A 25497-nucleotide genomic window follows, 5' to 3' on the forward strand; every position below is an offset into this window, starting at 1 on the left:
CGTGAAGATGCGCCGGTAGAGGCCCTCACGCGGACGTCGCCTTCTCCGCCACATGCCCCCGCGCCTTGCGCTGTGACAGCCAGGTGTTCAGCCGGTCGAGATAGAGGTAGACGACAGGCGTGGTGTAGAGCGTCATCGCCTGGCTCAGGATCAGGCCGCCGACGATGGCGTATCCCAGCGGCTGGCGCAGCTCCGAGCCGGTGCCGTGGCCGAGCATCAGCGGGACGCCGCCGAGCAGCGCCGCCATCGTCGTCATCATGATCGGCCGGAAGCGCAGCAGGCAGGCCTGCCGGATCGCGTCCTCCGGCTTCAGGCCCTCGCCGCGCTCGGCCGCGATCGCGAAGTCGACGATCATGATGCCGTTCTTCTTGACGATGCCGATCAGCAGGATGATGCCGATCAGGCCGATGACCGAGAAGTCGAAGCCGAAGATCCACAGCATCAGCAGCGCGCCCAGCCCAGCCGACGGCAGGGTCGAGAGGATCGTGAGCGGGTGGACGTAGCTCTCGTAGAGCACGCCGAGGATGATGTAGATCACCACCAGCGCGGCGAGGACGAGATAGGGCTCGCTCGCGAGCGAGCTCTGGAAGACCTGGGCCGTGCCCTGGAAGCTGCCGACCACCGTCGTCGGCAGGCCGAGTTCGGTCTCGGCCTGCTGGACGGCGGCGACGGCATCGCTCAGCGCGGCGCCGGGCGCGAGGTTGAAGGACAGGGTGACCGAGGGAAACTGGCCCTGATGGTTGACGGCGAGCACGGTCGTCGGCTCGGTCGTCTCCTTGACGAGCACGTTCAGCGGCACCTGCGCCCCGGTCAGCGGCGAGGTGATGTAGAGATGGCTGAGCGCACCGGGGCTGGCCTGCGCGCCCGGCTTCAGCTCCAGCACCACGTGATAGCTGTTGAGGTCGGTGAAGTACTGCGCCACCTGCCGCTGGCCGAAGGCGTCGTAGAGCGTGTTGTCGATGGTCGCAGGCGAGATGCCGAAGCGCGAGGCCTGATCGCGGTCGATCGTCAGCGTGATGGTCGCGCCCTGGTTCTCCTGGTCCGTCGCCACGTCGGTGAGCACGGGCACGGTCTTCAGCTTCGCGAGCAGCTTCGGCGCCCAGGTGTTGAGCTCGGCCAGGTCGGCGTCCTGAAGCGTGTACTGGAACTGCGTCCGGCCGAGGCGGCCGCCGACGTTGATGTCCTGCGCCGGCTGCAGGAACAGGGCGGCGCCCTCGACCTTCGCCAGCTTCGGGCGCAGCCGGTCGATGATCCGGCTCGCCGAGGCGCTGCGCTGTTCCAGCGGCTTGAGCGTGATGAACAGGCGGCCGGTGTTGAGCGTCTGGCCCGAACCGGCCCCAACGGCCATGCCGACGCTCGCCACGTCCGGATCATCCGACACCACCTTGCCGAGCGCGAGCTGGCGCTCGACCATCAGGCCGAAGGAGATGTCCTGCGCGGCCTCGGAGGAGCCGATCAGCAGCCCGGTGTCCTGCGTCGGGAAGAAGCCCTTGGGAATGGCGACGAAGACGATCCCGGTGGCGATGAGCGAGGCGAGGAAGCAGGCGAAGGTGATGCGGTGGTGGCGTAGCGCGATGTCGAGCGTCCTGCGGTATCCGGCGAGCAGCGCCTCGAACATCCGCTCGCTCGCCATGTAGAGGCGGCCATGGCGCTGGTCGTGCTCCGAGCGCAGGAAGCGCGCGCACATCATCGGCGTCAGCGTCAGCGACATCAGGGCCGAGATGGCGATCGTCACCGTCACGGTGATGGCGAATTCCCGGAACAGCCGGCCGACGATGCCGCTCATCAGCAGCAGCGGGATGAAGACGGCGATCAGCGACAGGCTGATCGAGACGATGGTGAAGCTGATCTCGGCGGCGCCGTCCTCGGCCGCCACCTCGGCCGTCTTCCCCATCTCGCGATGGCGGTGGATGTTCTCCAGCATCACGATCGCATCGTCGACGACGAAGCCGACGGAGATGCTGAGCGCCATCAGCGACAGGTTGTCGAGGCTGAAGCCGAGCGCGTACATCGCCGCGAAGGCGCCGACGAGCGAGAGCGGCACGGTGACGCTCGGGATCAGGGTGGACCAGAGGTCGCGCAGGAAGACGAAGATCACCATGACGACGAGGCCGATCGTCAGGGCCAGGGTGAACTCGACATCGCGGACCGAGGCGCGGATCGTCGTCGTCCGGTCGCTCAGGATGGAGATGTGCAGAGCGCGCGGCGCCAGCGCCTGGAGTTGCGGCAGCATCGCCTTGATCTGGTCGACGGTCTCGATGACGTTCGCGCCCGGCAGCTTCGTGACAGGCAGGAGGACCGCCGGCTTGCCGTTCGCCCAGGCGGCGAGCTGGTCGTTCTCGGCCCCGTCGATCGCCTCGGCGACGTCGCGCAGGCGCACCGGGCCGCCGTCGCGATAGGCGATCACCGTGGTCTCCCAGCCCGCGGCCGAGAGCAGCTGGTCGTTGTCGAAGATCGTGTAGGTGCGGGCGGCGCCCTGGATGCTGCCCTTGGGCGCGTCGGTGCTGGCGCCGGTGATGGCGGTGCGGACATCCTCGAGCGACAGGCCGAGCGCCGCGAGCTTGTCGGGGTCGACCTGCACCCGCACGGCCGGCTTCTGCTGGCCGAAGATGTTGACCTGGCCGACGCCGGAAACCTGGCTGATGCGCTGGACGAGGACGTTCTCGGCGAAATCGTCGACCTGCGTCAGCGGCAGCGTCTCGGATGTCAGCGCCAGCACCATCACCGGCGGGTCGGCCGGGTTGACCTTGCGATAGGTCGGCGGCGCCGGCAGGTTCGTCGGGAGCTGGCCGGCGGCGGCGTTGATGGCGGTCTGCACGTCCTGGGCGGCGCCGTCGATGCTGCGGTCGAGGTCGAACTGCAGCGTGATCGCGCTGGTGCCGAGCGTGCTGGTCGAGGTCATTTGCGTGACGCCGGGGATCTCGCCGAACTGCCGCTCCAGCGGCTGCGTCACCGACGAGGCCATGGTCTGCGGGCTCGCGCCGGGCAGCTGGGTGGAGACCTGGATGGTCGGGAAGTCGACCTGCGGCAGCGGCGCGACCGGCAGCAACGGGAAGGCGACGGCGCCCAGCGCCAGCACGCCCACGGTCAGGAGCGAGGTCGCGATCGGCCGGCGGATGAACCAGGAGGAGATCGACATGTCACCTACCTCTTGGGGGCGGCTTGCGGGGCGTCGTCGATCGAGACCTTGATGCCGGGCTCGAGCCGGTAGGCGCCGCTGGTGACGACCCGCTCGCCCTCCGCCACGCCCTGCCTGACGATGCTGCGGCCGGCGGCGATCTGGCCGAGCTCGACCGGATGCGCCTGGATCACGTCGTCGGAGCCGACGACGTAGACGAAGAAGCCGGCCTGGCCGCGCTGCACCGCCGCGGAGGGAATGGTGACGGCGTTCCTGACAATCTGCTGCTGCAGGCGCAGCGACACGAACTGCCCGGGCCAGAGCGACTCGGTGCTGTTGGGGAAGGTCGATTTCAGCTGGATCGTGCCGCTGGCCTGGTCGATCTGGTTGCTGATCAGCGAAAGCGTGCCGCTGCCCAGTTCGGTTGCGCCGTCCCCCGTGAACGCCGTGACCGGGACCGCGCCGGCGTTGAGCGCGGCGTGCACCAATGGCAGCTGGGCTTCCGGCAGGGGGGAGACGACCGAGATCGGCTGCGTCTGCGTGATCACCACGAGGCCGGTGCTGTCGGCGGCGTGGACGATGTTGCCCGCGTCCACCAGGCGCACGCCGGTGCGGCCGGAGAGCGGCGCGACGAGCTTGGTGTAGGAGAGCTGCACCGCCGCGGCGTCCCGCGCCGCCTGGTCCTGCGCGACCTGAGCCTTGAGCTGCTCGACGGTGCTGCGCTGGGTGTCGAGCGTCTGCTGGCTGGCGAAGTCCTGGCTGGCGAGCTTCTGGTCGCGCGCCAGCATCGCCTCGGCGTTGTTGAGATTGGCCTGGTCCTGCTGGATCTTGGCGGTGGCCTGGTCGAACGCCGCCTGGTAGCTGCGCGGATCGATCTCGGCGAGCACGTCGCCCTGCTTCACCATTTGCCCTTCGGTGAACAGGACCTTCTGCAACTGCCCGTCGACCTGGGCGCGCACCGTCACGGTGTTGAAGGCCTGGACCGTGCCGAGCCCGGTCAGGTAGACCGGGACGTCCTCCCGCTGCGCGGCGGCGACCTGGACCGGCGTCGCCGGGACGTTCGGGCCGGCCTGCGCCTGCGCCTCGTGCGTGAACCAAGGCAGGCCGGACGCGCCGAGCGCGAGAACCGCGAGCATGCCGCCGAGCCCGGCTCTGACGCGCCGAAACCGATGTCCTTGCAGGGTCGCGGTCATGGCGGTCTCCTGTATGTCCACGCCTGCGGACGGCCGAAAGGCGCAGAGACCGGCATCCGATGGGCTGATACCAGCGAGAGGGGCAGCCGCTGGTATCTCCCGCCGACCGTTGCCGGTCTCTGCGCCTGAACAATGCGTTACCTCGCTGTTGCGGTCTTTCCGGGGCGCAGCCTCCTTTTCGAATCCGCACGGCTGCAGGCGCCGCTCATACCAAGGTATGGGTCGACCAACCCCAAGCAGTAGGCGGCCAAATACCCGTATAATAGCGAATACGGCCGCCCCAATTCACCTTGTCCTCGTTACTGCCGGCACTCGCTGCCAAGGTTCGACCTTGAGGCGCGCCGCGGACGACGAGGAACCGCACTATCCGGCGGCTTTTCGAACGACCCGTCTCGTGCGCCCCGAACCGACGAGCCTGCGAATGCCGTGTTTGCCGATCGCCTCCCGCAACGAGGGATTTGAAACATGACGCCTCAGCCTTTCCCATCGCCTGGCTCGAACGCTGGCTTCCATCACGGCGGCGCCTTCGTCCCGGCCCTCCGCTCCATCGCCGCCGCGGATCGCGCTGGCGCTGCCGGCGAGGCGCGGGTCGTCGACGTGGTGCTCCGGCTGGCCGGCGCGGCCATGGCGGAAGCGCCGCGCTACTTCCAGACCGATGGCGCGCTCTCGCCCGAGAACGCGCCGATGCTGGAGCGGCTGTCGAAGGCGCTGGGCGCAGCCGGCATCGGCCCCCGGACGCTGGACGGCAGCGAGGACAGCGCGATGCGCCTCGCCATCGTCGCGAGCCTGCTCGGCCTGCAGATGCCGCCCGCCCCGGCCACCGAGGCCCGCCGCACCGCCTCGGCCCTGCCGAAATGGCGGCTGACGCGCGTCCTCAGCTATGTCGATGCCAACATCGCCGGGCAGATCACGCTCGCCGACCTCGCCGCCGTCGCCGGCATGAGCCGGATGTACTTCGCCAGCCAGTTCCGCGCCTCGACCGGCTTTCGCCCGCACGACTACGTGCTGCGCAAGCGCATCGAGCGCGCGCAGGAGATGCTCGTCGCCACCTCCGACAGCCTGGTGGAGATCGCGCTCTCGGTCGGCTTCCAGACGCAGGCCCATTTCACCACCATCTTCAGGAAGATCGTCGGCGAGACGCCCCATCGCTGGCGCCGCGAGCAGCACTGAATGCCACCGGGCTCCGCCGCCAACCTACCCAACAGGAGGACGCCATGATCGATCGAAAGAGCGAACACCGGCCGAAAAACCCCCTCGTCAACCCAGGCGACCTCGCCAAGGCCGTCCGCGAGCAGCTCGACGCCCTGCTGAACGAGGGGCTCGAGGACAGCTTTCCGGCGAGCGACCCGCCCTCGGTCCTGCGCGGTGGCCCCGATCCGGAGTTTTCGCCACGCAGCACCCTGCCGGCCAGCGCAGGGGGGCGTCGCTGACACCACCATTCCCGCGGCCCGGATGAGCCCTTATCTTGAGCATCCGAAAACAGGCAGCGAGGCGAAGCCATGGATCTGCGACTGAAGGGCAAGACGGCGCTGGTGACCGGCGCCACGGCCGGCATCGGGCTCGAGATCGCCAGGACGCTGGCGCGCGAGGGGGCCCATGCCTTCATCGCTGGCCGGGACCGGCAGAAGCTCGATGCGGCCGTCGCCAGCATCCGCGAGACGGCGACCGGCGAGGTCACAGGCATCGCCGCCAATCCGGCGGATGAAGCGGGCGCGGACGCGATCGGCGCCGCCCTCCCGAGCGTCGATATCCTGATCAACAATCTCGGCATCTACGAGATCAAGGATTTCGCTGATATCGACGACGACGAGTGGCGCCGCTACTTCGACGTCAACGTGCTCAGCGGCATTCGCCTCGCCCGCCGCTACCTGCCGGCGATGCTGGAGCGCAACTGGGGCCGGATCATCTTCATCTCCAGCGAATCCGGCCTGATGACGCCGGGCGACATGATCCATTACGGCATGACGAAGACGGCGCAGCTCGCCATCTCCCGCGGCCTGGCCGAGCAGACCAAGGGCACGGCTGTGACGGTGAACGCCGTGCTGCCCGGGCCGACGCGCTCGGAAGGCATCGTCGGCTTCCTCAAGGGCCTGGCCTCGAAGCCCGATGCCTCCGCCGAAGAAGCCGAGGCGGAGTTCTTCGCCAAGTACCGCGCGACCTCGCTGCTGCAGCGGCTGATCGAGCCGGAGGAGGTGGCCGACCTCGTCGCCTTCGTCGCAAGCCCCCTCTCCTCCGCCACCAACGGCGCGGCGCTCCGGGTCGATGGCGGCGTGGCGCCGACGATAGCCTAGCTTGATAACCGGCTAAATATCATGAAGCTCGATCACGTCACCTTGCGGACGGCCGACCTCGAAGGCACCCGCCAGTTCATGGAGGCGCTGCTCGACCTCGAGGTCGGCGAGCGGCCCGCCTTTCCCTTTCCCGGCTACTGGCTCTACCGGGATGGCGAACCGATCGTGCATCTCATCCCGGGCGGAGGCCAGCCGCTCGGCAGCGCCGCCGAGGCGATAGACCATGTCGGCTTCCGCCTGGAGGACTATGACGGCTTCCGGGCCAAGCTCGACCGGCTCGCGATCGGCTACGCGACCATGGAATTGCCGGAGCTCGGCGAGCGCCGCCTCTTCGTGCGCACCCCGGGCGGCATCCTGCTGGAACTGGTGTTCCGTTCGGGGCTTCCGGCGCAGTCTTGACCTCTATCGCTGAGGCTATTCGCGGCTGAAATTGGAATAGAGCCGTTCTCGGCCAGCTCTCCCCGTCATTGCGAGCGTAGCGAAGCAATCCAGGGGGTCTCGCTCTACGTCCCCCTGGATTGCTTCGTCGCTCCGCTCCTAGCAATGACGGGGAGCGCGGCATATCCGCGCCGAGCACAACGGCAGCGGCAAGGCGTACTCGCGCCGCCACGCCCTCACCCTACAGATCTTCGTACGAGACCGTGCAAAGCGGAAAAACCGGTTTGCTTTGGGAAATACGCCGGGAGGCCTGGCCCATAGAAGAGCTGCGGTAATCACCAGGAAGGTCATCGCGATGCAGACCGCTATAGCCGGTGCGGCTACCTCCACGAGAACGAGTTGGCGCCAGGGCCGGGACGCGCGCGATGCCCGCCTTGCCGCCGCAGTAAGCCTGGCCAAGGGCAAGATCGTCGCGGCATCAGACGCCACCGGCCTGCTGGAAGCCGTGATCCGGCCGGGCGACCGGGTCTGCCTGGAGGGCGACAACCAGAAGCAGGCGGACCTGCTGTCATCGGCGCTTCTCGCGGTCGACCTCGCCAAGGTGAGCGGCCTGCACATGGTGCAGTCCGGCGTCGTGCTGCCCGAGCATCTCGACCTGTTCGAGCGCGGCGTCGCCAAGCGGCTCGACTACGCCTATTCCGGCCCGCAATCGGCGCGCATCGCCACCATGCTGTTCGGCGGCAAGATCGAGCTCGGCGCGGTCCATACCTATCTCGAGCTCTTCGCCCGCTACTTCATCGATCTCACCCCGAACGTCGCGCTGATCGCCGCGGTCAGCGCCGACCGCGAGGGCAACCTCTATACCGGGCCGAACACCGAGGACACGCCGACCGTCGTCGAGGCCACCGCCTTCAAGGACGGCATCGTCATCGCCCAAGTCAACGAGATCATCGACCGGGTGCCGCGCGTCGACATCCCCGGCGACCGGGTGCATTTCGTCGTCCAGGCGGACAAGCCCTTCTTCGTCGAGCCGCTCTTCACCCGCGATCCCGCCGCGATCACCGAGTCGCAGATCCTCACGGCGATGCTGGCGATCAAGGGCATCTACGCGCCCTATGGCGTGAAGCGGCTGAACCACGGCATCGGCTTCAACACGGCCGCGATCGAGCTGCTGCTGCCGACCTATGGCGAGAAGCTCGGGCTGAAGGGCAAGGTCGCCAGCCATTTCGCGCTGAACCCCCACCCCGCTTTGATCCCGGCGATCGAATCCGGCTGGGTCGAGCAGATCCACTCCTTCGGCTCCGAGGTCGGCATGGACGAGTACATCCGGGCCCGGCCGGACGTCTATTTCACCGGGCCGGACGGCTCGCTGCGCTCCAACCGGGCCTTCTCCCAGGTCGCCGGCCTCTATGCCTGCGACATGTTCATCGGCTCCACCCTGCAGATCGACCTTCAGGGCAATTCCTCGACCGTCACGACCTCCCGCATCGCCGGCTTCGGCGGCGCGCCGAACATGGGCTCCGACGCCCGCGGCCGGCGCCACCCCAGCGAGCCCTGGCTGCAGGCCGGCAAGGAGGCCGACCCCGACGGGCTGGCGCCCCTGCGCCGCGGCCGCAAGCTGGTCGTGCAGATCGGCGAGACCTTCGGCGACAAGAACGCGCCGCTCTTCGTCGAGCAGCTCGACGCCCTCGCGCTCGCCGAGAAGCTCAAGCTCGAACTGGCGCCGGTGATGATCTACGGCGACGACGTCACCCACATCGTCACCGAGGAAGGCATCGCCAACCTGCTGCTCTGCCGCGACGCCAGCGAGCGCGAGCAGGCGATCCGCGGCGTCGCCGGCTACACCGCGGTCGGCCGCGCCCGCGATGCGGCGATGGTCGGGCGCCTGCGCGAGCGCGGCGTGATCCGCCGGCCCGAGGATCTCGGCATCGATCCGTTCGATGCCGACCGGAGCATGCTCGCCGCGCGCTCCATCAAGGACCTCGTCCATTGGTCGGGCGGGCTCTACGCGCCGCCCTCGAAATTCCGGAACTGGTGAGGAGAACGACGATGGAAGACCTGAGCTATCGCCACATCGCCCGCCAACGCGCCGGCGGCACCCGCAAGATCGCCGTCATCGGCGTGGTCGCCTCCGGCAACCTGGAGGTGCTCGCCGAGCGCAACCTGCCGGACGCCGAGTGCCTGGTCGAGATCAAGACCGCCGCCGAAGGTTTTGGCGAGGTCTGGAATGCCGTGATCGCCGATTTCGTCGAGCGCCATTCGCCCGGCGGTGTCAGGTTTTCGATCAATGACGGCGGCGCGCGCCCGGACACCGTGTCCCTGCGCCTGGCCCAGGCCGCCCGCCTGATGCAGGAGGACGACCAATGAGTGCCGGTCAGACCGCCAAGGCGTCCCCCGACAGGACGGGGAGCTGGTACGAGGCCTCGGCGCGGACCCGCGTCCGGCTGCTACTCGACCCCGGCAGCTTCGAGGAGTTCATCGGCCCGGAGCAGCGCGAAATCAGCCCGCACCTGAAAGTGTTCGGCCTGCCCGAGCAGTTCGACGACGGCATCGTCGTCGGGCGTGGGCTTCTCGACGGCGCGCCAGTCTTCGTCGCGGCCCAGGAAGGCCGCTTCATGGGCGGCGCCTTCGGCGAGGTCCATGGCGCCAAGCTGACGGGCCTGCTGCGCGCCGCCCGCGACCTCAAGTCGATCTCGGTGCTGCTCCTGCTCGATACCGGCGGCGTGCGCCTGCAGGAGGCCAATGCCGGCGAGCTCGCCATCGCCGAGATCATGCGCGCCGTCATCGAGGCGCGGACGGCCGGCGTGAAGGTGGTCGGGCTGATCGGCGGCCGCTCCGGCTGCTATGGCGGCGGCGGCCTGATCGCCGGGTGCTGCTCGGCGCTGGCCGTGTCCGAGCAGGGCCGCATCGCCGTCTCCGGCCCCGAGGTCATCGAGACCAATCGCGGCGTCGAGGAATTCGATTCCCGCGACCGCGCGCTGGTTTGGCGCACCATGGGCGGCAAGCACCGGCGCCTCCTCGGTGGCGCCGAGCTCTTCAGCGACGACACCGTGCAGGGCTTCCGCGACGCCGCACTCGACCTGCTCGGCTCCGTCGCAGATTTCGGCCTCGACACGTTGAAGGCCGAGCAGGCCCGTCTCGAAGACCGGCTGCAGCGCTTCGGTGCCTGCCCGGACGCCATCGACATCTGGACGGCCGAGGGCATTGCCGACGCCGCCTCGGTCCCGGCGCTGCCGGCCGACCAGTTCATCGCCCTCGCCGATCAAGTCCGGAGGACAAGCCGTGACGCTCGCTGACATCCTCACCTCGCTCTTCCCCGGCGGCCATGACGTGCGCAACGACGACGGCGTGCTCTCCGGCTCCGGCGCCCTGCGCTCCGGCGGCCGGGCGCTGGTCGTCGGCATCGCCGATCGCACCGCCGTCGGCATCGACGAGGCCATTCGCCTGTCCCGCTACGTGCTGGACTCGATCGCGAGCGGCAGCGGCCCGATCCTGGTGATCGTCGACAGCGACAGCCAGCGCATGAGCAAGCGCGACGAGTTGCTGGGACTGAACGAGTTCCTGGCCCATCTCGCCAAGTGCCTGATCTACGCTGATATCCATGGCCGCCCGGCCATCGGCATCCTCTACGGCCACTCGGCCGCCGGCGGCTTCCTGGCGACGGCGCTGGCGACCCGCGTGCTGGTCGGGCTGCCCGGTGCCGACCCCGTGGTCATGGACCTGCCCTCCATGTCCAAGGTCACCAAGCTGTCGATCGACATCCTCGAGGAGAAGGCCAAGTCCACGCCGGTCTTTGCGCCCGGCCTCCAGAATCTCGCCCAGACCGGCGCGGTTCACCTCACCTGGGACGAGGCAACCCCACTGGCCGACCAGTTGGAAGCCCTTCTCGATGATCTGCCGGATGCGCGCGATCGGCGCGATGCCCTCGGCAAGGAGCGCGGTGGCCGGTTGAAGGCCGCCGATATCGCGGAGCGCGTCCATGGCCTCGCCCTCCAGACCCGGTGAGCGGCCGCTGCGCCGCCACGACCTGATCTTCGTCAGCCCGGCTTCATGGCGCGCGCTGCTCGCGACGCGCGCCGATCTGGCAGCCGAGCCGCTGGTCGCGGGCTGGGTCGAGAGCGGCTGGCCGCTGATCGGCCGGCGCCCGCTGCCGGGCGAGGCACAAGGCGTGGCGCTGGGCCTGCCCCTGCCGCCCTCCGCCGGCAAGAGGCGCCTTTCGGTGCTGATGCAGCCCGCCGACATCGCCCTGACCGCGCCCCCGCCGACACTGGGCTCCGCCGCCCCCACGGCGCCGCGCGCCTGGTGGCCGGTGCTCGACGGCCTCGCCAAGATAGCTTCCCGGCATGGCCTGGACGCGCGGGTGTTCGGCAGCCTGGCCTGGCAAACGCTGACCGGGCTGGACTACCTGACCGAGCGCTCCGACCTCGACATGCTGCTGCATGTCCACCGCCATACCGATCTTCGCCGCCTCGTTCTGGAATTGGCCGCGATCGAGGTCACCGCCCCGATGCGGCTCGACGGCGAGTTGATCCGCGACGACGGCGCCGCCGTGAACTGGCGCGAGCTCCACGCCGATGCGCGCAAGGTCCTGGTCAAGACCATCCGCGGCGTCACCCTGCTCGACACCAGCCTCTTCGCTCTTGGAGGGCAGCCGTCATGACCGCCGCCCGCGCCCTGGACGCACGGCAAGCGCACCCATCGCAGGCGCGCGCGCCACGCAGCCTCGATCTCGGGGCGATCGCGGCAAGCGCCGTCGATTGCCTGCTGCTGGAGGTCGGGACCTGGCCGAAGCCCGGCCTCGTCAGCCATGTCGATAGCGGCAGCCATGACGACATGGACGCGGGCACCTTCCGCGCCAGCGCCGCCGCCATCGCGCCTTATCTCCACGCCCTGGTCGAGGCCGGCGCCGACGGCTGCGCGATGGGGCGCCTGCGGGTCATCGGCCTCGAAGCAGAGGCGGCCATGCTGGCCGCGACCGCGGGGATCAACACCCATCGCGGCGCGATCTTCGGCCTGGGCCTGCTTTGCGCAGCCGCAGGCGCCAGGGCCAGCGGTCGGGTCGCCCCCTCATTGCCGCTGGGCGCGGTGGTGTCCCGGCTTTGGGGCCGCGACATCCTCGGCGGCCCCGTGCTTCTGCACAGCCATGGCGACGCGGCCCGCCGCCGCTTCGGCGCAGGCGGCGCGCGGCTCCAGGCCGCGCGGGGATTTCCCAGCGTCTATGAGGTCGGCCTGCCCGCGCTGCGGCGGGGCGCCCTCGCCGCTCCCGGCAATGCCGAAGCTGCCCGCGTCGAGGCCTGCTTCGCCCTGATCGCGGCGCTGGAGGACACCAACCTGCTGCATCGCGGCGGCCTCGCCGGCCTTCGCTTCGCCCGCCGCGCGGCGCAGAACTTCCTCGATGCCGGCGGCGTCGGCCAACGCGATTGGCTGGCCCATGCCCGCGCGATCCACGCGGCCTTCATCGCCCGCCGGCTCAGTCCGGGCGGCGCGGCCGACCTCCTCGCCATGACCCTCTTCGTCGCAGCCCAGGAAAGGACGTCTCCCTGATGTCCCACGCGATCCTCCTGGCGCTCGCGCCGGTCTTCTTCGTGATGGCGCTCGGCTACGGCGCCGGGCGGCTGCGCATCGTCGACAACCACCAAGTCGGCGGCCTCAACGCGCTGGTCATGGACTTCGCCCTGCCTGCCTCGCTGTTCGTGGCGACCGCATCGGCCCCGCGCAGCGAGATGCTCACGCAGGCGCCACTCTTCGCGGTCTTCGGCGGGGTCATGCTGGTTCTGTACTTCGCCTGGTATGTCGCGCTGCACGGCACCACGAAGGCGACCAAGGCCGATGCCTCGCTGCAGGCCCTGACGATCGCCTTCCCGAACCTTGCCGGCGTCGGCCTGCCGATCGTCTCGGCCGTGCTCGGGCCGAGCGGAACCGTCCCGCTCGCGGTCGCACTGGCCGCCGGCTCGATCCTCGTCAGCCCGCTGACACTGATCCTGCTCGAGTTCACCTCCGGCCCGAAGGACGCGGAGACGTTGGCGCCGGCGCGGCGCCTGCTCCGGGCGCTGCGGCGCGCACTGAGCAAGCCCGTCGTCGCCGCGCCGGCGCTCGGCATCCTGTTCTCGCTCTCCGAACTGAAGCTAGACGGCGTCACTGAAGCCTGCCTGCTGCTGATCGGCCATGCCGCCGCCGGCGTGGCGCTGTTCCTGACCGGGCTGATCCTGTCGGCGCAGTCGTTCCGGCTCGACTGGAAGGTCGTCGCCGCCACCGCGATGGCCGATATCATCCGGCCGCTGCTGACGGCCGCGGTCGTCTTCGTCGTGCCCGTTACGCCGGAGGTCGCCAAGGTCGCGATCCTGCTTGCCGCCGTGCCGTCCGGCTTCTTCGCCATCCTCTTCGCCGTGAACTACCGCCTCGACTCCGCCACGGCAGGGTCCATGGTCATCGCCAGCACGATATTCAGCATCGTGACGATGGCGGTCGCCATCGCCGTGCTCTTTCCCCAGTGAGTCTGAGGCCGTGACCCTCGCGATCCTCTGCTCCGGACAGGGACGACAGCACCCCGGGATGTTCGTCCTGACCGGCCACGCCCCGGCCGCTGCCTTCCTGTTCGCACATGCGGCGACGCTGCTCGGCGGCCGCGATCCGCGCGAGATCGTCCGGACAGAGACCAGCGAGGCGCTGCATCACAACCGCATCAGCCAGATCCTCTGCACGCTGCAGGCGCTGGCCGCCGCGACGGCGTTGCGGGACGCGCTGCCAGACCGGCTCATCGTCGCCGGCTACAGCGTCGGCGAGGTGGCGGCCTGGGGCGTCGCCGGCCTGCTCGACATGACCGATGCGCTCGACCTCGTCGCGCAGCGGGCGGAGATCATGGATGCCGCCTCTCCTCCCGGAGACGGGCTGCTCTTCGTGCGCGGCCTCTCCCGCGACGCCATCGACGGGCTTTGCGCCCGGCACGACGCGGCGGTCGCCATCGTCAACCCGGGCGATGCCTTCGTCATTGGCGGCAACGGCGTGGCGCTGGGCGCGCTCTCCGATGAGGCGAAGGCGCTGAACGCCGCGCGTGTCGTACGGGTGCCGGTGGAGGTCGCCTCGCATACGAAGCGCCTGGCCGCGGCCTCACCGGCGTTCCGCGACAGCCTCGGCAAGGTCGCACCGGGGCATCCGCGCACCGGCACGCGACTCCTGAGCGGCATCGACGGCGCTCCCGTCCTCGATGTCGCCTCCGGCCTCGACAAGCTGGCGGCGCAGATCTCCCAGACCGTGCGATGGGCCGCCTGCCTGCAAGGCTGCATCGAGGGCGGCGCCACGGCCTTCCTCGAACTCGGCCCCGGCCCGGCGCTGAGCGAGATGGCGGCCGGCGCCTATCCCGGCACACCCGCGCGATCCCTCGACGACTTCAGGACCCTGCAAGGCGCCAGCGCCTGGCTGGCCCGCTACGCGCCGCGCTAGGCCGGCTTCAGAAGCGCGGCTTCTTCGGATTGAAGTCCGGATAGTATTTGCGCATCTCCTTGGTGTCGTCGCGCACGCGGATGCCGCAATCGAGATATTGCCGGTGCAGTTGCGCCAGCGCGGCGCGGTCCAGTTGCACGCCGAGGCCCGGCCCTTCCGGCGGCGCGACCGAGCCGTCCTCGATCTTGAGCTTGCCGCCCGCGATCACCTCCTCGACCTGCCACGGGTAATGCGTGTCGCAGGCATAGGCGAGGTTCGGGATGGTGGCGCCGACATGGGTCATCGCCGCCAGGCTGATGCCCATATGCGAGTTCGAGTGCATCGAGATGCCGAAGCCGAAGACCCGGCCGAGATGGGCAAGGTGCTGGGTGGCGCGCAGGCCGCCCCAGTAATGGTGGTCCGACAGCACGACCTGGACGGCGTTCAGGCGGATCGTCTCGGGGATATGCCCGAAGGCGATCGTGACCATGTTGGTGGCGAGCGGCATCGGCGCGAATGTCGCAACCTCACCCATCTCGGCGAGCGTCCGGGTCGGGTCCTCGAGATATTCGAGCAGCCCCGTGAGCTGCGGCATCACCCGCCGGGTCGTCTCGACCGACCAGCCGCCATTGGGGTCGATCCGCAGCGGATAGTCCGGGAAGGCCTTGCGCAGGTGGCGGAGCGTCTCGATCTCGAATTCCGGCTCGAACACGCCGGCCTTGAGCTTGATCGAGCCGAAGCCGAATTCCGTGATCATCCGACGCGCCTGCTCGACCATCTGCTCGTGGCCGAGCGCCTCGCCCCAGTCATCGGCGGGATAGCCGGGGTCGTCCTTGTGCCGCCCGAACTTGTAGAAGAGGTAGGCGCTGTAGGGCACCTTGTCGCGCAGCTTGCCGCCGAGGATGTCGTAGAGCGGGCGCTCCGTGAGCTGACCCTGGAGGTCGAGGAAGGCGACCTCGAAGGCCGCGAGCGCCGAGGCGCGGGCCTTGTCGCCGGCCGGCGCGAAGCTCTGGCCGGGATCGGGGTTGCTGCCGACCGCGGCGTAGACGACCCGCGTCAGGCCGTTGAGGTCGAACGGGTCGAGCCCGATCAGGCCCGGCTTCGCCTTGTCGAGATTGGCGAGCGTCTGCAGGTCGCCATAGCTCTCGCCGAGCCCGACATGGCCGTCCGCGGTCTCCACTTCGATGATGCTGCGCAGGGCCCAGGGCTCGTGCACGCCGTTGACGTTGAGGAGCGGCGGGTCGCGGAAGGCGATCGGGGTGACACGGACATCGGTGATGCGCATCGGGGGCCTCGGGACGGTTGGGGGAGCCTAGGGAGTCTGGGGTGGAGTCGGGCGAGGAGGTCTCACGCGCCCGGAGCGGGCGGCGGCAGCGGGATGCCGGCATATTCGATCGAGCAGAAGCCGCCGCCCTGGAAGTAGAGCGCCGGCGGCTCGTGCGTCAGCTTCGCCTCCCCGGTCATGGCCTCCGCGGTATAGTCCTCGGCATGGTCCTGCGGACGGTAGCCCAGCCCATGGGCGACGGCGTTGTCGTACCAGCCGCCGGCATTGTCGGAGACGCCGTAGACGATGGTGTTGTGGATGTCGGGATGCTCCAGCCCGATCAGGCAGAGCTGGGCGAGGTCGCGCGCGCTGATCCAGAGCTTGAGCGAGCGGGCGTTGCCGGGCAGGTCGGCGGCATTGCCGATCCGGAGATGCATGCTGCGGATGCCGTATTTGTCGGCATAGAGGGCGCCCACCGCCTCGCCCCAGCATTTGCTCAGGCCATAGCGCCCGTCCGGCCGCGGCAGGGCCGTCTCGTCGATGCGCTCGTGCCTTGGGTAGAAGCCGACGGCGTGGTTGCTCGAGCCGAAGACGACGCGGCGCGCGCCCTGGCGTCTGGCCGCCTCGTAGACGTTCCAGGTGCCGACGATATTGGTCTGCAGGATCGCCTCGAACGGCGCCTCGCGCACGACGCCGGCCATGTGGACGACGGCGTCCATGTCAGTCATCGCCTGCTCGACGGCGGCGATGTCGCCGATATCGGCCAGCACGGCCTCTTCGTTGGCGGCAAGGCTGGCCGGAGCGACGGCATCCAGGATGCGGATGCGGGCAAAGCGGGCGCCGAGCTCCCGGCGCAGCTTCCGCCCGATATTGCCGGCGCCACCCGTGATCAGCAGGTTGCGGATGGCGGTCGGCTGTGGCTCTTCCATGCGTCTTCTCCCGGCTTTTATTATTGAGCGAGGTGATCGGTTGCGGCGGCTCCTCCCGGCTCAGCGCAGCAAGGCGGCCCGAAGGCGGCCGTCGAGGACGAAGACGCTGCCCGATGTCGGGGCTTCGGCGATCTGCTGCGGCGTCAGCCCGATCCGGCCGCTGGTGACGTAGAGCTGGTCGCCGTCGGAGCCGCCGAAGGTCAGCCCTGTCGGGCGCGGCACCGGCAGCGACAGCAGCCGCATGTCGGAGCCGTCGCGCCGCAGCCGCGCCAGGCTCCAGCCGTCCCAGAGCGCGACCCACAGGTGATCCGGCTCTTCCAGGGCGAGCGCCATGGGCCGGCCATGCAGGGCATCGACGCGCGCGACCAGCTCCAGGCGCCCGAGCCGGTTGCCCGGCCCGATGACGAAGCGGATGATGTCGCCGGCCTCCCTGAGCGCGACGTAGAGGTGGCGCCCGGGCGCATCGATCAGGATGTCGGTGGGCGCGGCCGGCAGCTCCACCTCCAGCGCCGGCGCCCCGTCGATCAGGCGATAGAGCCCGGGCCGGCTTTGCGGAGCCGAGGTCTCCCCGACGCCGAGCCAGATCTGCCCGTCCGGCCCATGGCAGGCGCAGGTGATGCCGGCGAGCAGCCCCGGCGGCAGAGGGGGGCTGAGGTCGGTCAGGCGCGCCTCGCGGTCGACGGTCATGGCGCCCTTCTCCGTCGCCACGAACCAGCGCCCGTCGCCGATCGACGTCAGGGCCATCGCCGGCGAGGTGAAGCGCGCCATCACCTCCGAGCGGGGCGCGGCCATCGGCTCGGCGACGCGCGAGCGCATGATGCCGGGCGCCAGCGCATCGAGCCAGAGCAGCGAGCCCGTCGCCGCGTCCCAGCTCGGCGACTTGCCCAGGAACGAGCGCCCGTTCGAGGCCAGCGGCACCGGCCCGCCATCGGGCCGGGCGCGCGGGCGCGTGCCGCCATGCCGCCTGACCACCTCGCCGAGCCGCCTGGCCGCTGTCGCGACCTCCGGCCCGAGTTGGTGCGCCCGCTCGAGCGTCATCCGGTAGCACGGGCCGGAGACCGTGAAGGAGCCGAGCGGCACGTCGCCTTCGCCGGGCACGGCCGCGCTGACGCAGCGGATGCCCTCCATGAACTCCTCGTCGTCGATGGCGTAGCCGCGCAGCCGGAAGACATCGAGCTGCGAGCGCAGCTGGGCCGGATCGGTGATGGTGCGGTCGGTGACGCGCTCGAAGCTCATGCGGCCGATCAGTGCCTCGCGCTTGGCGGACGGCAGCGCCGCCAGGTGAGCCTTGCCCATGCCCGAGCAGTAGAGCGGCCGCAGGCTGCCCAGCGGCGCGCCCGTGCTGATCGGGTAAAGGCTCGCGATCTTCTGGATGATGACCATGTTGGCGCCGCCCGGCGCCGCGAAATAAACTGTCTCGCCGCTGAGCTCGTGCAGCCAGCGCAGCTCGGTCATGGCGAGCATCGGCAGGTCCGGGATCGGCCAGACCGCCTGCGCGTATTCGAGGAACTTGAAGCCGGGGAAATAGCCCTGCCCGGCGGCGTCGACGCGGACCAGGCCGCGCTGCTGCAGCGTGTTGATGATGCGGTAGGCCGTGCTGCGCGGCAGGCCGAGCTCGTCGGCCAGGGTCTGCGCCCGGTGCTCGCCCGGCGCGGCGGCAATCAGGTCGAGCAGGTTCAGCGCCTTGCCGACGAGCCGGGTGCCGCGAACCTCGGTGACGGCGTCGCCGCGCCGCCCCTCGTCGTCCGGCACGATATCCTGCTCGAGGCTGGTGACGCGGTTGCGCATGGAACGAAGGCGGCCTGTCGAAGCGAGCCGATGCGGCGAAGGCTGCAACTTACGCAGACACGCCATCGCTCGCAACGGTTCAGTATCACCATGTAGGAAATACTTATGCTGCAACTGCGAAATAACGCGCGGTTTCATACATAGTAAGAATCGCCGTTGACAGCGCACCGCACCACTCCTAGCCTTTCGCTCAAGACCGGGGACATCCGGCAGGTATTGGGGACGAAACGTGACAATGGCGGACGCAACGACGGCACAGCTCCGTTCTGCGCAAGCCCTGCCGTCTGTCCACGCTCTCGCGGCGGGACCGATGCGGGCGACGCTGCGGCCGCGCGACGGGGGGCGGATCGCCTCGCTCTGGCGCGAGGAGCCCAACGGCCGGCGCACCGACGTTCTGGTGCCGATGCCGGAGGCCGCGTTCGACCCGGCCTACTGGCCGAAGGCCGGCAGCTATCCGCTGGCGCCCTTTTCCAATCGCATCCGCGACGCCGCCTTCCGCTTCGGCGAAGCCCGCGTCGCCCTCGTGCCGCACCCGGCCGCGGCCCCGCACGCCCAGCACGGCTTCAGCCAGATGCGGCCCTGGACCGTGACCCAGGAGACGGGCACCGCAATCGAGATGCGCTATCGCCATGAGCCGGACGAGTGGCCCTGGGCCTTCGAGGCCGTCCAGCGCATCGCGCTCGACCCGTCCGGCCTGACCCATGAGATCGCCGTGGAGAGCCTAGCGGACACGGCGATGCCGGTCGGCCTGGGCATCCACCCCTATTTCGCGGTGTCGCAGGGCGACCGGATCAGGTTCAACGCTGACGCGCTGTGGGAGCAGGATGCCGATGGCTGCGGCCGGCAGCTCGTCCCGCTCGCGGGCAGCGCCGGCCACTACGATTCACGCCATGCCGGCAAGGCCGCCACGATCTACTATGCCGGCTGGGACGGGGTCGCCTCGATCCACCGGCAGGACGGCACGCGGATCCTGATCCAGTCCGCCGCCCCGCTCGACCACTTCGTGTTCCATGTGCCGGCCGGCGGCGGCTATCTCTGCCTGGAGCCGGTGAGCCATGTCGCCGATGCGTTCAACCTTGCCGCGGCCGGGCACTCGGGCACCGGGATGCGCGTGCTCAACCCCAATGAGGCCATTTCGGCGAAGGTGCGGATCGGACTGGCATGACGTGAACAGGTGGCCGCGCCACCGCTCCTCGACCCTAAACGACAAGGCCAAAAGGCCGGCACCATCTCAATCCGGGAGGATAGCATGAGCAGGGATACAGAACGAGGATCGCACCGCCGCCGGGGGCTCGACCGCCGCGACATGTTGAAGGGGCTGGCAGGCGCGACCGCGCTCTCGGCCATCCCGCAGGCCGCCTTCGCCCAGGCGGCCAAGGAGGCGCCGGCACTCGCCAAGCTGGCCTCGGAGGGCAAGCTGCCGGCGCTGTCCGAGCGCATCTCGGCCAACCCGATGGTGGTCAAGGTCGACAAGGTCGGCCGCTACGGCGGCTCGCTGCGGCGCGGCCTGCGCGGCTCCTCCGACCATAACGGCATCCTGCGCCTGGTCGGCAACCAGGGCCTGGTGCGCTGGAACCTCGCCTTCACCGAGGTGCTGCCCAACGTCGCCGACAAATGGGACGTGAACGCGGATGCGACCGAGTTCACCTTCTACCTGCGCAAGGGCATGAAATGGTCCGACGGCAAGCCGTTCACGGCCGATGACGTCGTCTTCTCGATGGAGGACTGCGCCAAGAACACCGAGCTGTTCAAATCCGCCCCATCGTCGATCGTCATCGACAACAAGCCGGGCACGGCGACCAAGGTCGACGAGACCACCGTCAAGATCAGCTTCGCCAGCCCCTATGCGATGTTCCTGGAGCAGCTCGCGACCCCGCTCGGGCAATACCCGACGCTCTACGCCAAGCACTACTGCAGCCAGTTCCACCCCAAGTACAATTCCAGCGTGGCCGACCTGATCAAGGCCGCGAACCTGTCCGACTGGGGCACGCTGTTCCGCAACAAGTGCGGCGACGTCGAGATCCCCTCGCGCTGGGGCAATGTCGAGAAGCCGACGCTCGACCCCTGGGTCGTCAAGGAGGCCTATACCGGCGGCGCCACCCGCGTCGTGATGGAGCGCAACCCCTATTTCTGGCAGGTCGACACCGCCGGCAACCAGCTGCCCTATATCGACCGGCTCACCTTCAACATCTCGCAGGACGTCGAGTCGCTGATGCTCGACGCGATCTCCGGGCGCCTCGACATCCAGGAGCGCCATCTCGACACGCTGCAGAACAAGCCGACCCTGTCGCAGAACACGCAGAAAGGCGGCTACCACCTGATCGAGCTGATCGCCTCCTCGTCCCAGCAGGTGCAGATCTATGTGAACATCACCCACAAAGACCCGAAGATGCGGGAGATGTTCGCCAACAAGGAGTTCCGCAAGGCGCTCTCGCTGGGCATGGACCGCAAGGAGATCATCGACCTCGTCTATCTCGGTCAGTCGCAGCCGCACCAGACCGGACCGCGCCCGGGCCATCCCTGGTATCACGCGGGCCTGTCCGAGCAGTTCACCAGCCACGACCCGGCCCAGGCCAACGCGATCCTGGACAAGCTCGGCTACGCCAAGAAGGACGCCAACGGCATCAGGTTGCGGCCGGACGGGCAGAGGATCTTCTTCGCCATCGACGTGATCCCGACGCTCTATCCGGACGAGGTCGACGCGCTCGAGCTGGTGAAGCGCCACTGGGCCGAGATCGGCGTCGACATCAAGGTCAACACGATCGAGCGCGCGCTCTACTACACGCGCGGCGACAATAACGACCATGACGCCGCCGTCTGGCCAGGTCCGGGCGGGCTCGACCCGATGCTCGATCCGCGCGACTACTTCGCCCAGCACACCCAAGGCACGCGCTACGCCATTCCCTGGGCGCAATGGTACGTCTCGGGCGGCAAGGACGGCCAGGAGCCGCCGGAGAGCCAGAAGCAGCGGATGAAGCTGTTTGATCAGGCGCGCGCCACCTCCGATCTGACGAAGCGCGCGGCGCTGATGAAGCAGCTCTTCGACCTCACGGCCGAAGCCTTCGAGCCGATCGGCATCTGCCTTGCGGTGAACGCCTTCGGCATCTGCAAGAACAACCTGCAGAACGTACCGCCGAAATACCCCAACGCCTGGACCTGGCCCAACCCCGGCCCGGCCCTGCCGCAGCAGTTCTTCTTCTCGACTTGAGCCACGACAGCCCGGCCGCGCCGCGGGCGTGACCGGGCTGCCTCACCGAGACAGGCAGTGCCATGTTCCGCTTCATCGCCAAGCGCCTCCTCTGGATGGTGCCCTCCCTGGTCGTCGTCAGCTTCCTGGCCTTCGTGCTGATCCAGCTGCCGCCGGGCGACTACGTCACGACCTATATCGCGACGCTCGCGGCCTCGAACGAGGTCGTCGACCAGAACACCGCGGCCGACCTCAGGAGCCGGTTCGGGCTCGATCAGCCGATGATCGTCCAGTACTTCAAATGGATCGGCAACATCCTGCTCAGGGGCGATTTCGGCCTCAGCTTCGAGTGGCAGCAGCCGGTCGGCGACCTGATCTGGGAGCGCATGGCGCTGACCCTGGTGCTGACCTTCTCGACCCTGCTCGCGACCTGGGGCATCGCCCTGCCGATCGGCGTGTTCTCGGCGGTGAAGAAATATTCGATCGGCGACTACATCGTCACCTTCTTCAGCTTCCTCGGCCTCGCCGTTCCCAGCTTCCTGCTCGCGCTCGTGCTGATGTACGTCGCCGCAGTAGAGTTCGGGCAGGAGGTCGGCGGGCTCTTTTCCGAGCAGTACGTGACGGCGCCGTGGAGCGTCGGCAAGGTCATCGACCTGCTCCACCACCTCTGGATCCCCGTCATCATCCTGGCCGTCTCCGGCACCGCCAGCCTGATCCGCGTCATGCGCGCCAACATGCTGGACGAGCTGAACAAGCCCTATGTCACCACGGCGCGCGCCAAGGGCCTCTCCGAATTCCACCTGCTGGTGAAGTACCCGGTCCGCCTCGCCCTCAACCCGTTCATCTCGACGATCTCCTGGCTGCTGCCGAACCTGGTCTCGGGCTCGATCATCGTCGCGATCGTGCTGAGCCTGCCGACCGCGGGGCCGCTCCTGCTGCAGTCGCTGATGAGCCAGGACATGTACCTGGCCGGCGCCTTCGTGCTGCTGATCTGCGCGCTGACCCTCGTCGGCTCGCTGATCAGCGACATCCTGCTCGCCCTCGTCGATCCCCGCATCAGGCTGGAATAGGCAATGACCGACACGGCCCTTTCATCCGTCGACAGCTCGCGGCTCGCGGTCGCCTCGCAATGGCAGCTCGTCTGGTGGGCGTTCAAGCGCCATCACCTCGCCATGGCCGGGCTGGTCGTCACGGCCTTCCTCTACATCATCGCCATCGCGCCGGGCTTCTTCGCCGTCAACGACCCCTCGCAGCAGAACGCGCGGGCGGCGTTCTATCCGCCGCAGAGGATCCATTTCATCGACAGGGCGGCGGATGGGGGCTGGTCCTTTCGTCCCTTCATTCACCCCTACGTCTTCAAGCGCGACCCGCAGACGCTCTCGGCCGTCTACAGCGAGGACAAGACGCGCAAGAGCTATGTCCACTTCTTCGGCCAGGGCTACGAATACAAGCTGCTCGGCCTGTTCAGCACGACCACCCACCTGATCGCCTCGGAGAACAAGACCCAGCCGATCTTCCTGCTCGGGGCCGACCGCCTCGGCCGCTGCGTCTTCAGCCGGATCATGCAGGGCGCCCAGATCTCGCTCTCGGTCGGGCTGGTCGGCGTGCTGCTCTCCCTGACCATCGGCATCCTGCTCGGCGGCATCTCCGGCTACTATGGCGGCAAGATCGACTTCGCGGTGCAGCGCGTCATCGAGTTCGTGCTGTCGCTGCCGAGCATCCCGATCTGGCTGGCGCTCTCGGCGGCGCTGCCGCAGGATTGGCCGGCGACGCTCAACTACTTCATGATCACGCTGATCCTGTCGCTGACCGGCTGGGCCCAGCTCGCCCGCGTCGTGCGCGGCCGCTTCCTGAGCTTGCGCACCGAGGAGTTCGTCACCGCCGCGCGGCTCGACGGCGTCTCGGAGGGGCGGGTGATCTTCCGCCACATGCTGCCGAGCTTCTCCAGCCACATCATCGCGTCGATCTCGCTGGCGATTCCGGCGATGATCCTGGCCGAGACCGCGCTGAGCTTCCTCGGCCTCGGCTTGCAGCCCCCGACCATCTCTTGGGGCGTGCTGCTGCGCGAGGCCCAGAACATCCGCTCGATCGCGACCGCGCCCTGGCTGTTCGCGCCGGGCGTCGCGGTGGTGATCGCCGTGATCGCCCTCAACTTCCTGGGAGACGGATTGCGCGACGCCGCCGATCCGTACAACAAATGAGCGTCATCGACCTCGCCACCGGCCAGGAGCTGCGCTCGGCAGCACCGGCCCCGACGATCCTCGAAGTCCGGGACCTCGTGACGCATTTCCCGGTGCGCAACGGCGTCGTCCGGGCCGTCGACGGCGTCTCCTTCACGGTCCAGCGCGGCAAGACACTCTGCATCGTCGGCGAGAGCGGCTCGGGCAAGAGCGTCACCGCGCGCTCGATCCTGCAGATCGTCGACTCGCCCGGGCGCATCGTCTCCGGCGCGATGATCCTGCACCGGCCCGACGGCAGCTCCGTCGACCTCGCCAAGCTCAACCCGCGCGGCCGCGAGATCCGCGCCGTCCGCGGCCGCGAGATCGCGATGATCTTCCAGGAGCCGATGTCGTCGCTCTCGCCGGTCCACACGGTCGGCGACCAGATCATGGAGGTGCTGCAGCTCCACTTGAAGATGGGCAAGAAGGAAGCCCGCGCCCGCTGCGTCGAGCTTCTCAGCCAAGTCGAGATCCCCAAGCCCGACGCCGCGGTCGACCGCTACACCTTCGAGTTCTCCGGCGGCATGCGCCAGCGCGTGATGATCGCGATGGCGCTCGCCTGCAATCCCTCGCTGCTGATCGCCGACGAGCCGACCACCGCGCTCGACGTGACCACCCAGGCCGAGATCCTCGACCTGATCAAGCGACTGCAGACGCAGCACGGCATGGCCGTGATGTTCATCACCCACGACATGGGCGTGGTCGCCGAGATCGCCGACGAAGTGCTCGTCATGCACCACGGCAAGGTCAAGGAGACCGGCCCGGTCGACGCCATCTTCCATGCGCCGCAGGACGACTACACGCGCATGCTGATCGGCTCCGTGCTGAAGCTGGAGCAGAAGGCCGAGATCAGGCTCAGGCGCCCGCCGATCGCGCAGGAGGCCCCGCCCGTCCTGCAGGTCCGCAACCTGCAAATGCATTTCGGCTCGCCCAAGGCCCCGCTCAGGGCGGTCGACGACGTCTCGCTGGAGGTCAGGCCGGGCGAGACGCTCGGCATCGTCGGCGAATCCGGCTCCGGCAAGACCACGATGGGCCGCTGCCTGCTGCGGGTCTACGAGCCCTTTGCCGGCGTGATCGACTACCGCCGCGCCGATGGCAACGTCGTCGACCTGCTCCAGGCCGACAAGGAGACGCTGAAGGCCTGCCGGCGCGAGATCCGCATGATCTTCCAGGACCCGGTCGGCTCGCTCAACCCGCGCATGACGGTCGCCCAGATCGTCGGCGAGCCGCTGCTGGTCAACAAGATCGCCGAGGGCAAGGAACTCGACGACCGCGTCGCCGAACTGCTGCGGCAGGTCGGGCTGGAACCGTCCTGGCGCGAGCGCTACCCGCATGCCTTCTCCGGCGGCCAGCGCCAGCGCATCGGCATCGCCCGCGCCATCTCGCTCAACCCGCGCGTCATCGTCGCCGACGAGGCGACCTCGGCGCTCGACGTCTCCCTGCGCTCGCAGATGCTCGACCTGATGATGAACCTGCAGGACAAGCTCGGCCTGTCCTACGTCTTCATCAGCCACGATATCGGCGTCATCCGCTACATGTGCGACCGGGTGGCGGTGATGTACCGCGGCAAGGTGGTCGAGACCGGCCCGGCCGAGCAGGTCTGCAACGCGCCGACGCACGCCTATACGCAGGCGCTGCTCTCCGCCATTCCGCGCCCCGACCCGCGGGCTCGCAGCATCCACCGCAGGCATCGATACGCCGGCTAATCAAC

22 protein-coding genes are annotated in these 25497 nt (G+C 68.9%); 17 read left to right on the plus strand and 5 right to left on the minus strand.

Annotation, left to right across the window (positions count from 1 at the left end):
- Nucleotides 1-25: 25 nt before the first annotated feature.
- Complete coding sequence (locus tag DWF00_RS26365; RefSeq protein ID WP_114828229.1) at nt 26-3139, minus strand: multidrug efflux RND transporter permease subunit; 3114 nt, start codon at nt 3137-3139, stop codon at nt 26-28.
- 5 nt (nt 3140-3144) lie between these two features.
- On the minus strand, nt 3145-4311 hold the full coding sequence (locus DWF00_RS26370) for an efflux RND transporter periplasmic adaptor subunit (RefSeq protein WP_210207860.1): 1167 nt from the start codon (nt 4309-4311) through the stop codon (nt 3145-3147).
- 465 nt (nt 4312-4776) lie between these two features.
- On the opposite strand from DWF00_RS26370, the gene DWF00_RS26375 reads away from it, so the two are divergent.
- From DWF00_RS26375 to DWF00_RS26430, 12 genes are all read left to right on the plus strand, one after another.
- Complete coding sequence (locus DWF00_RS26375; RefSeq protein ID WP_114828228.1) at nt 4777-5481, plus strand: helix-turn-helix domain-containing protein; 705 nt, start codon at nt 4777-4779, stop codon at nt 5479-5481.
- A gap of 44 nt (nt 5482-5525) precedes the next feature.
- Complete coding sequence (locus tag DWF00_RS26380) at nt 5526-5741, plus strand: hypothetical protein (protein ID WP_114828227.1); 216 nt, start codon at nt 5526-5528, stop codon at nt 5739-5741.
- Nucleotides 5742-5810: 69 nt separating this feature from the next.
- Nucleotides 5811-6602 carry an SDR family NAD(P)-dependent oxidoreductase gene (locus DWF00_RS26385; protein ID WP_114828226.1) on the plus strand — a complete coding sequence of 264 codons (792 nt, stop codon included), beginning with the start codon at nt 5811-5813 and terminating at the stop codon, nt 6600-6602.
- Between the two features lie 21 nt (nt 6603-6623).
- Nucleotides 6624-7001, plus strand: a complete 378-nt coding sequence (locus DWF00_RS26390) for a VOC family protein (RefSeq protein ID WP_114828225.1) — start codon at nt 6624-6626, stop codon at nt 6999-7001.
- A gap of 334 nt (nt 7002-7335) precedes the next feature.
- Nucleotides 7336-9018, plus strand: coding sequence for a malonate decarboxylase subunit alpha (mdcA, locus tag DWF00_RS26395; protein WP_114828224.1), 1683 nt, complete (start codon nt 7336-7338; stop codon nt 9016-9018).
- An 11-nt stretch (nt 9019-9029) separates the two neighbouring features.
- On the plus strand, nt 9030-9347 hold the full coding sequence (gene mdcC / locus DWF00_RS26400; protein WP_114828223.1) for a malonate decarboxylase acyl carrier protein: 318 nt from the start codon (nt 9030-9032) through the stop codon (nt 9345-9347).
- Nucleotides 9344-10276 (plus strand): biotin-independent malonate decarboxylase subunit beta, encoded by a 933-nt coding sequence (locus tag DWF00_RS26405; RefSeq protein WP_114828222.1) that lies wholly within the window; start codon nt 9344-9346, stop codon nt 10274-10276. The genes mdcC and DWF00_RS26405 overlap by 4 nt, the downstream gene beginning before the upstream one ends.
- A complete protein-coding gene (gene mdcE / locus DWF00_RS26410) occupies nt 10263-10985 on the plus strand; it encodes a biotin-independent malonate decarboxylase subunit gamma (RefSeq protein ID WP_114828221.1) in 723 nt (240 codons plus the stop codon). The genes DWF00_RS26405 and mdcE overlap by 14 nt, the downstream gene beginning before the upstream one ends.
- A complete protein-coding gene (gene mdcG / locus DWF00_RS26415) occupies nt 10960-11640 on the plus strand; it encodes a malonate decarboxylase holo-[acyl-carrier-protein] synthase (RefSeq protein ID WP_114828220.1) in 681 nt (226 codons plus the stop codon). The genes mdcE and mdcG overlap by 26 nt, the downstream gene beginning before the upstream one ends.
- Nucleotides 11637-12524, plus strand: a complete 888-nt coding sequence (mdcB, locus tag DWF00_RS26420) for a triphosphoribosyl-dephospho-CoA synthase MdcB (protein WP_114828219.1) — start codon at nt 11637-11639, stop codon at nt 12522-12524. Before mdcG ends, mdcB begins: the two co-directional genes overlap by 4 nt.
- Complete coding sequence (locus DWF00_RS26425; protein ID WP_342769139.1) at nt 12524-13474, plus strand: AEC family transporter; 951 nt, start codon at nt 12524-12526, stop codon at nt 13472-13474. Before mdcB ends, DWF00_RS26425 begins: the two co-directional genes overlap by 1 nt.
- Before the next feature lie 10 nt (nt 13475-13484).
- The gene (locus DWF00_RS26430; RefSeq protein ID WP_114828218.1) at nt 13485-14420 is read left to right on the plus strand and encodes an acyltransferase domain-containing protein; all 936 of its coding nucleotides are present in this window, start codon (nt 13485-13487) and stop codon (nt 14418-14420) included.
- Nucleotides 14421-14427: 7 nt separating this feature from the next.
- On the opposite strand, the gene DWF00_RS26435 is transcribed toward DWF00_RS26430, so the two are convergent.
- The 3 genes from DWF00_RS26435 to DWF00_RS26445 all read right to left on the minus strand — a co-directional run bounded on the left by DWF00_RS26435 (nt 14428) and on the right by DWF00_RS26445 (nt 18380).
- Nucleotides 14428-15684 (minus strand): glucarate dehydratase family protein, encoded by a 1257-nt coding sequence (locus DWF00_RS26435; RefSeq protein WP_114828217.1) that lies wholly within the window; start codon nt 15682-15684, stop codon nt 14428-14430.
- Nucleotides 15685-15746: 62 nt separating this feature from the next.
- Nucleotides 15747-16592 (minus strand): NAD-dependent epimerase/dehydratase family protein, encoded by an 846-nt coding sequence (locus DWF00_RS26440; protein WP_342769140.1) that lies wholly within the window; start codon nt 16590-16592, stop codon nt 15747-15749.
- A 60-nt stretch (nt 16593-16652) separates the two neighbouring features.
- Complete coding sequence (locus DWF00_RS26445; protein ID WP_181832537.1) at nt 16653-18380, minus strand: IclR family transcriptional regulator domain-containing protein; 1728 nt, start codon at nt 18378-18380, stop codon at nt 16653-16655.
- A gap of 310 nt (nt 18381-18690) precedes the next feature.
- Between DWF00_RS26445 and DWF00_RS26450 the strand changes: the two genes are divergently transcribed.
- The 5 genes from DWF00_RS26450 to DWF00_RS26470 all read left to right on the plus strand — a co-directional run bounded on the left by DWF00_RS26450 (nt 18691) and on the right by DWF00_RS26470 (nt 25492).
- Nucleotides 18691-19545 (plus strand): aldose 1-epimerase, encoded by an 855-nt coding sequence (locus DWF00_RS26450; RefSeq protein WP_181832536.1) that lies wholly within the window; start codon nt 18691-18693, stop codon nt 19543-19545.
- An 84-nt stretch (nt 19546-19629) separates the two neighbouring features.
- Entirely contained in the window at nt 19630-21588 is a 1959-nt protein-coding gene (locus DWF00_RS26455) for an ABC transporter substrate-binding protein (protein WP_114828214.1), read from the plus strand.
- A gap of 62 nt (nt 21589-21650) precedes the next feature.
- A complete protein-coding gene (locus DWF00_RS26460; protein WP_114828213.1) occupies nt 21651-22637 on the plus strand; it encodes an ABC transporter permease in 987 nt (328 codons plus the stop codon).
- Between the two features lie 3 nt (nt 22638-22640).
- On the plus strand, nt 22641-23768 hold the full coding sequence (locus tag DWF00_RS26465; protein ID WP_114828212.1) for an ABC transporter permease: 1128 nt from the start codon (nt 22641-22643) through the stop codon (nt 23766-23768).
- Complete coding sequence (locus DWF00_RS26470) at nt 23765-25492, plus strand: ABC transporter ATP-binding protein (RefSeq protein ID WP_114828211.1); 1728 nt, start codon at nt 23765-23767, stop codon at nt 25490-25492. Before DWF00_RS26465 ends, DWF00_RS26470 begins: the two co-directional genes overlap by 4 nt.
- The last annotated feature ends 5 nt before the right edge of the window (nt 25493-25497 follow it).

It is taken from the genome of Allobosea caraganae (assembly GCF_003351345.1).
Lineage (GTDB): Bacteria > Pseudomonadota > Alphaproteobacteria > Rhizobiales > Beijerinckiaceae > Allobosea > Allobosea caraganae.

Bases quoted from the DNA above. Each gene is read 5' to 3' on its own strand.
- DWF00_RS26365 (WP_114828229.1), bottom strand. From the start codon at position 3,139: ATGTCGATCTCCTCCTGGTTCATCCGCCGGCCGATCGCGACCTCGCTC.
- DWF00_RS26370 (WP_210207860.1), bottom strand. From the start codon at position 4,311: ATGACCGCGACCCTGCAAGGACATCGGTTTCGGCGCGTCAGAGCCGGG.
- DWF00_RS26375 (WP_114828228.1), top strand. From the start codon at position 4,777: ATGACGCCTCAGCCTTTCCCATCGCCTGGCTCGAACGCTGGCTTCCAT.
- DWF00_RS26380 (WP_114828227.1), top strand. From the start codon at position 5,526: ATGATCGATCGAAAGAGCGAACACCGGCCGAAAAACCCCCTCGTCAAC.
- DWF00_RS26385 (WP_114828226.1), top strand. From the start codon at position 5,811: ATGGATCTGCGACTGAAGGGCAAGACGGCGCTGGTGACCGGCGCCACG.
- DWF00_RS26390 (WP_114828225.1), top strand. From the start codon at position 6,624: ATGAAGCTCGATCACGTCACCTTGCGGACGGCCGACCTCGAAGGCACC.
- mdcA (WP_114828224.1), top strand. From the start codon at position 7,336: ATGCAGACCGCTATAGCCGGTGCGGCTACCTCCACGAGAACGAGTTGG.
- mdcC (WP_114828223.1), top strand. From the start codon at position 9,030: ATGGAAGACCTGAGCTATCGCCACATCGCCCGCCAACGCGCCGGCGGC.
- DWF00_RS26405 (WP_114828222.1), top strand. From the start codon at position 9,344: ATGAGTGCCGGTCAGACCGCCAAGGCGTCCCCCGACAGGACGGGGAGC.
- mdcG (WP_114828220.1), top strand. From the start codon at position 10,960: ATGGCCTCGCCCTCCAGACCCGGTGAGCGGCCGCTGCGCCGCCACGAC.
- mdcB (WP_114828219.1), top strand. From the start codon at position 11,637: ATGACCGCCGCCCGCGCCCTGGACGCACGGCAAGCGCACCCATCGCAG.
- DWF00_RS26425 (WP_342769139.1), top strand. From the start codon at position 12,524: ATGTCCCACGCGATCCTCCTGGCGCTCGCGCCGGTCTTCTTCGTGATG.
- DWF00_RS26435 (WP_114828217.1), bottom strand. From the start codon at position 15,684: ATGCGCATCACCGATGTCCGTGTCACCCCGATCGCCTTCCGCGACCCG.
- DWF00_RS26440 (WP_342769140.1), bottom strand. From the start codon at position 16,592: ATGGAAGAGCCACAGCCGACCGCCATCCGCAACCTGCTGATCACGGGT.
- DWF00_RS26445 (WP_181832537.1), bottom strand. From the start codon at position 18,380: ATGCGCAACCGCGTCACCAGCCTCGAGCAGGATATCGTGCCGGACGAC.
- DWF00_RS26450 (WP_181832536.1), top strand. From the start codon at position 18,691: ATGCGGGCGACGCTGCGGCCGCGCGACGGGGGGCGGATCGCCTCGCTC.
- DWF00_RS26455 (WP_114828214.1), top strand. From the start codon at position 19,630: ATGAGCAGGGATACAGAACGAGGATCGCACCGCCGCCGGGGGCTCGAC.
- DWF00_RS26460 (WP_114828213.1), top strand. From the start codon at position 21,651: ATGTTCCGCTTCATCGCCAAGCGCCTCCTCTGGATGGTGCCCTCCCTG.
- DWF00_RS26465 (WP_114828212.1), top strand. From the start codon at position 22,641: ATGACCGACACGGCCCTTTCATCCGTCGACAGCTCGCGGCTCGCGGTC.
- DWF00_RS26470 (WP_114828211.1), top strand. From the start codon at position 23,765: ATGAGCGTCATCGACCTCGCCACCGGCCAGGAGCTGCGCTCGGCAGCA.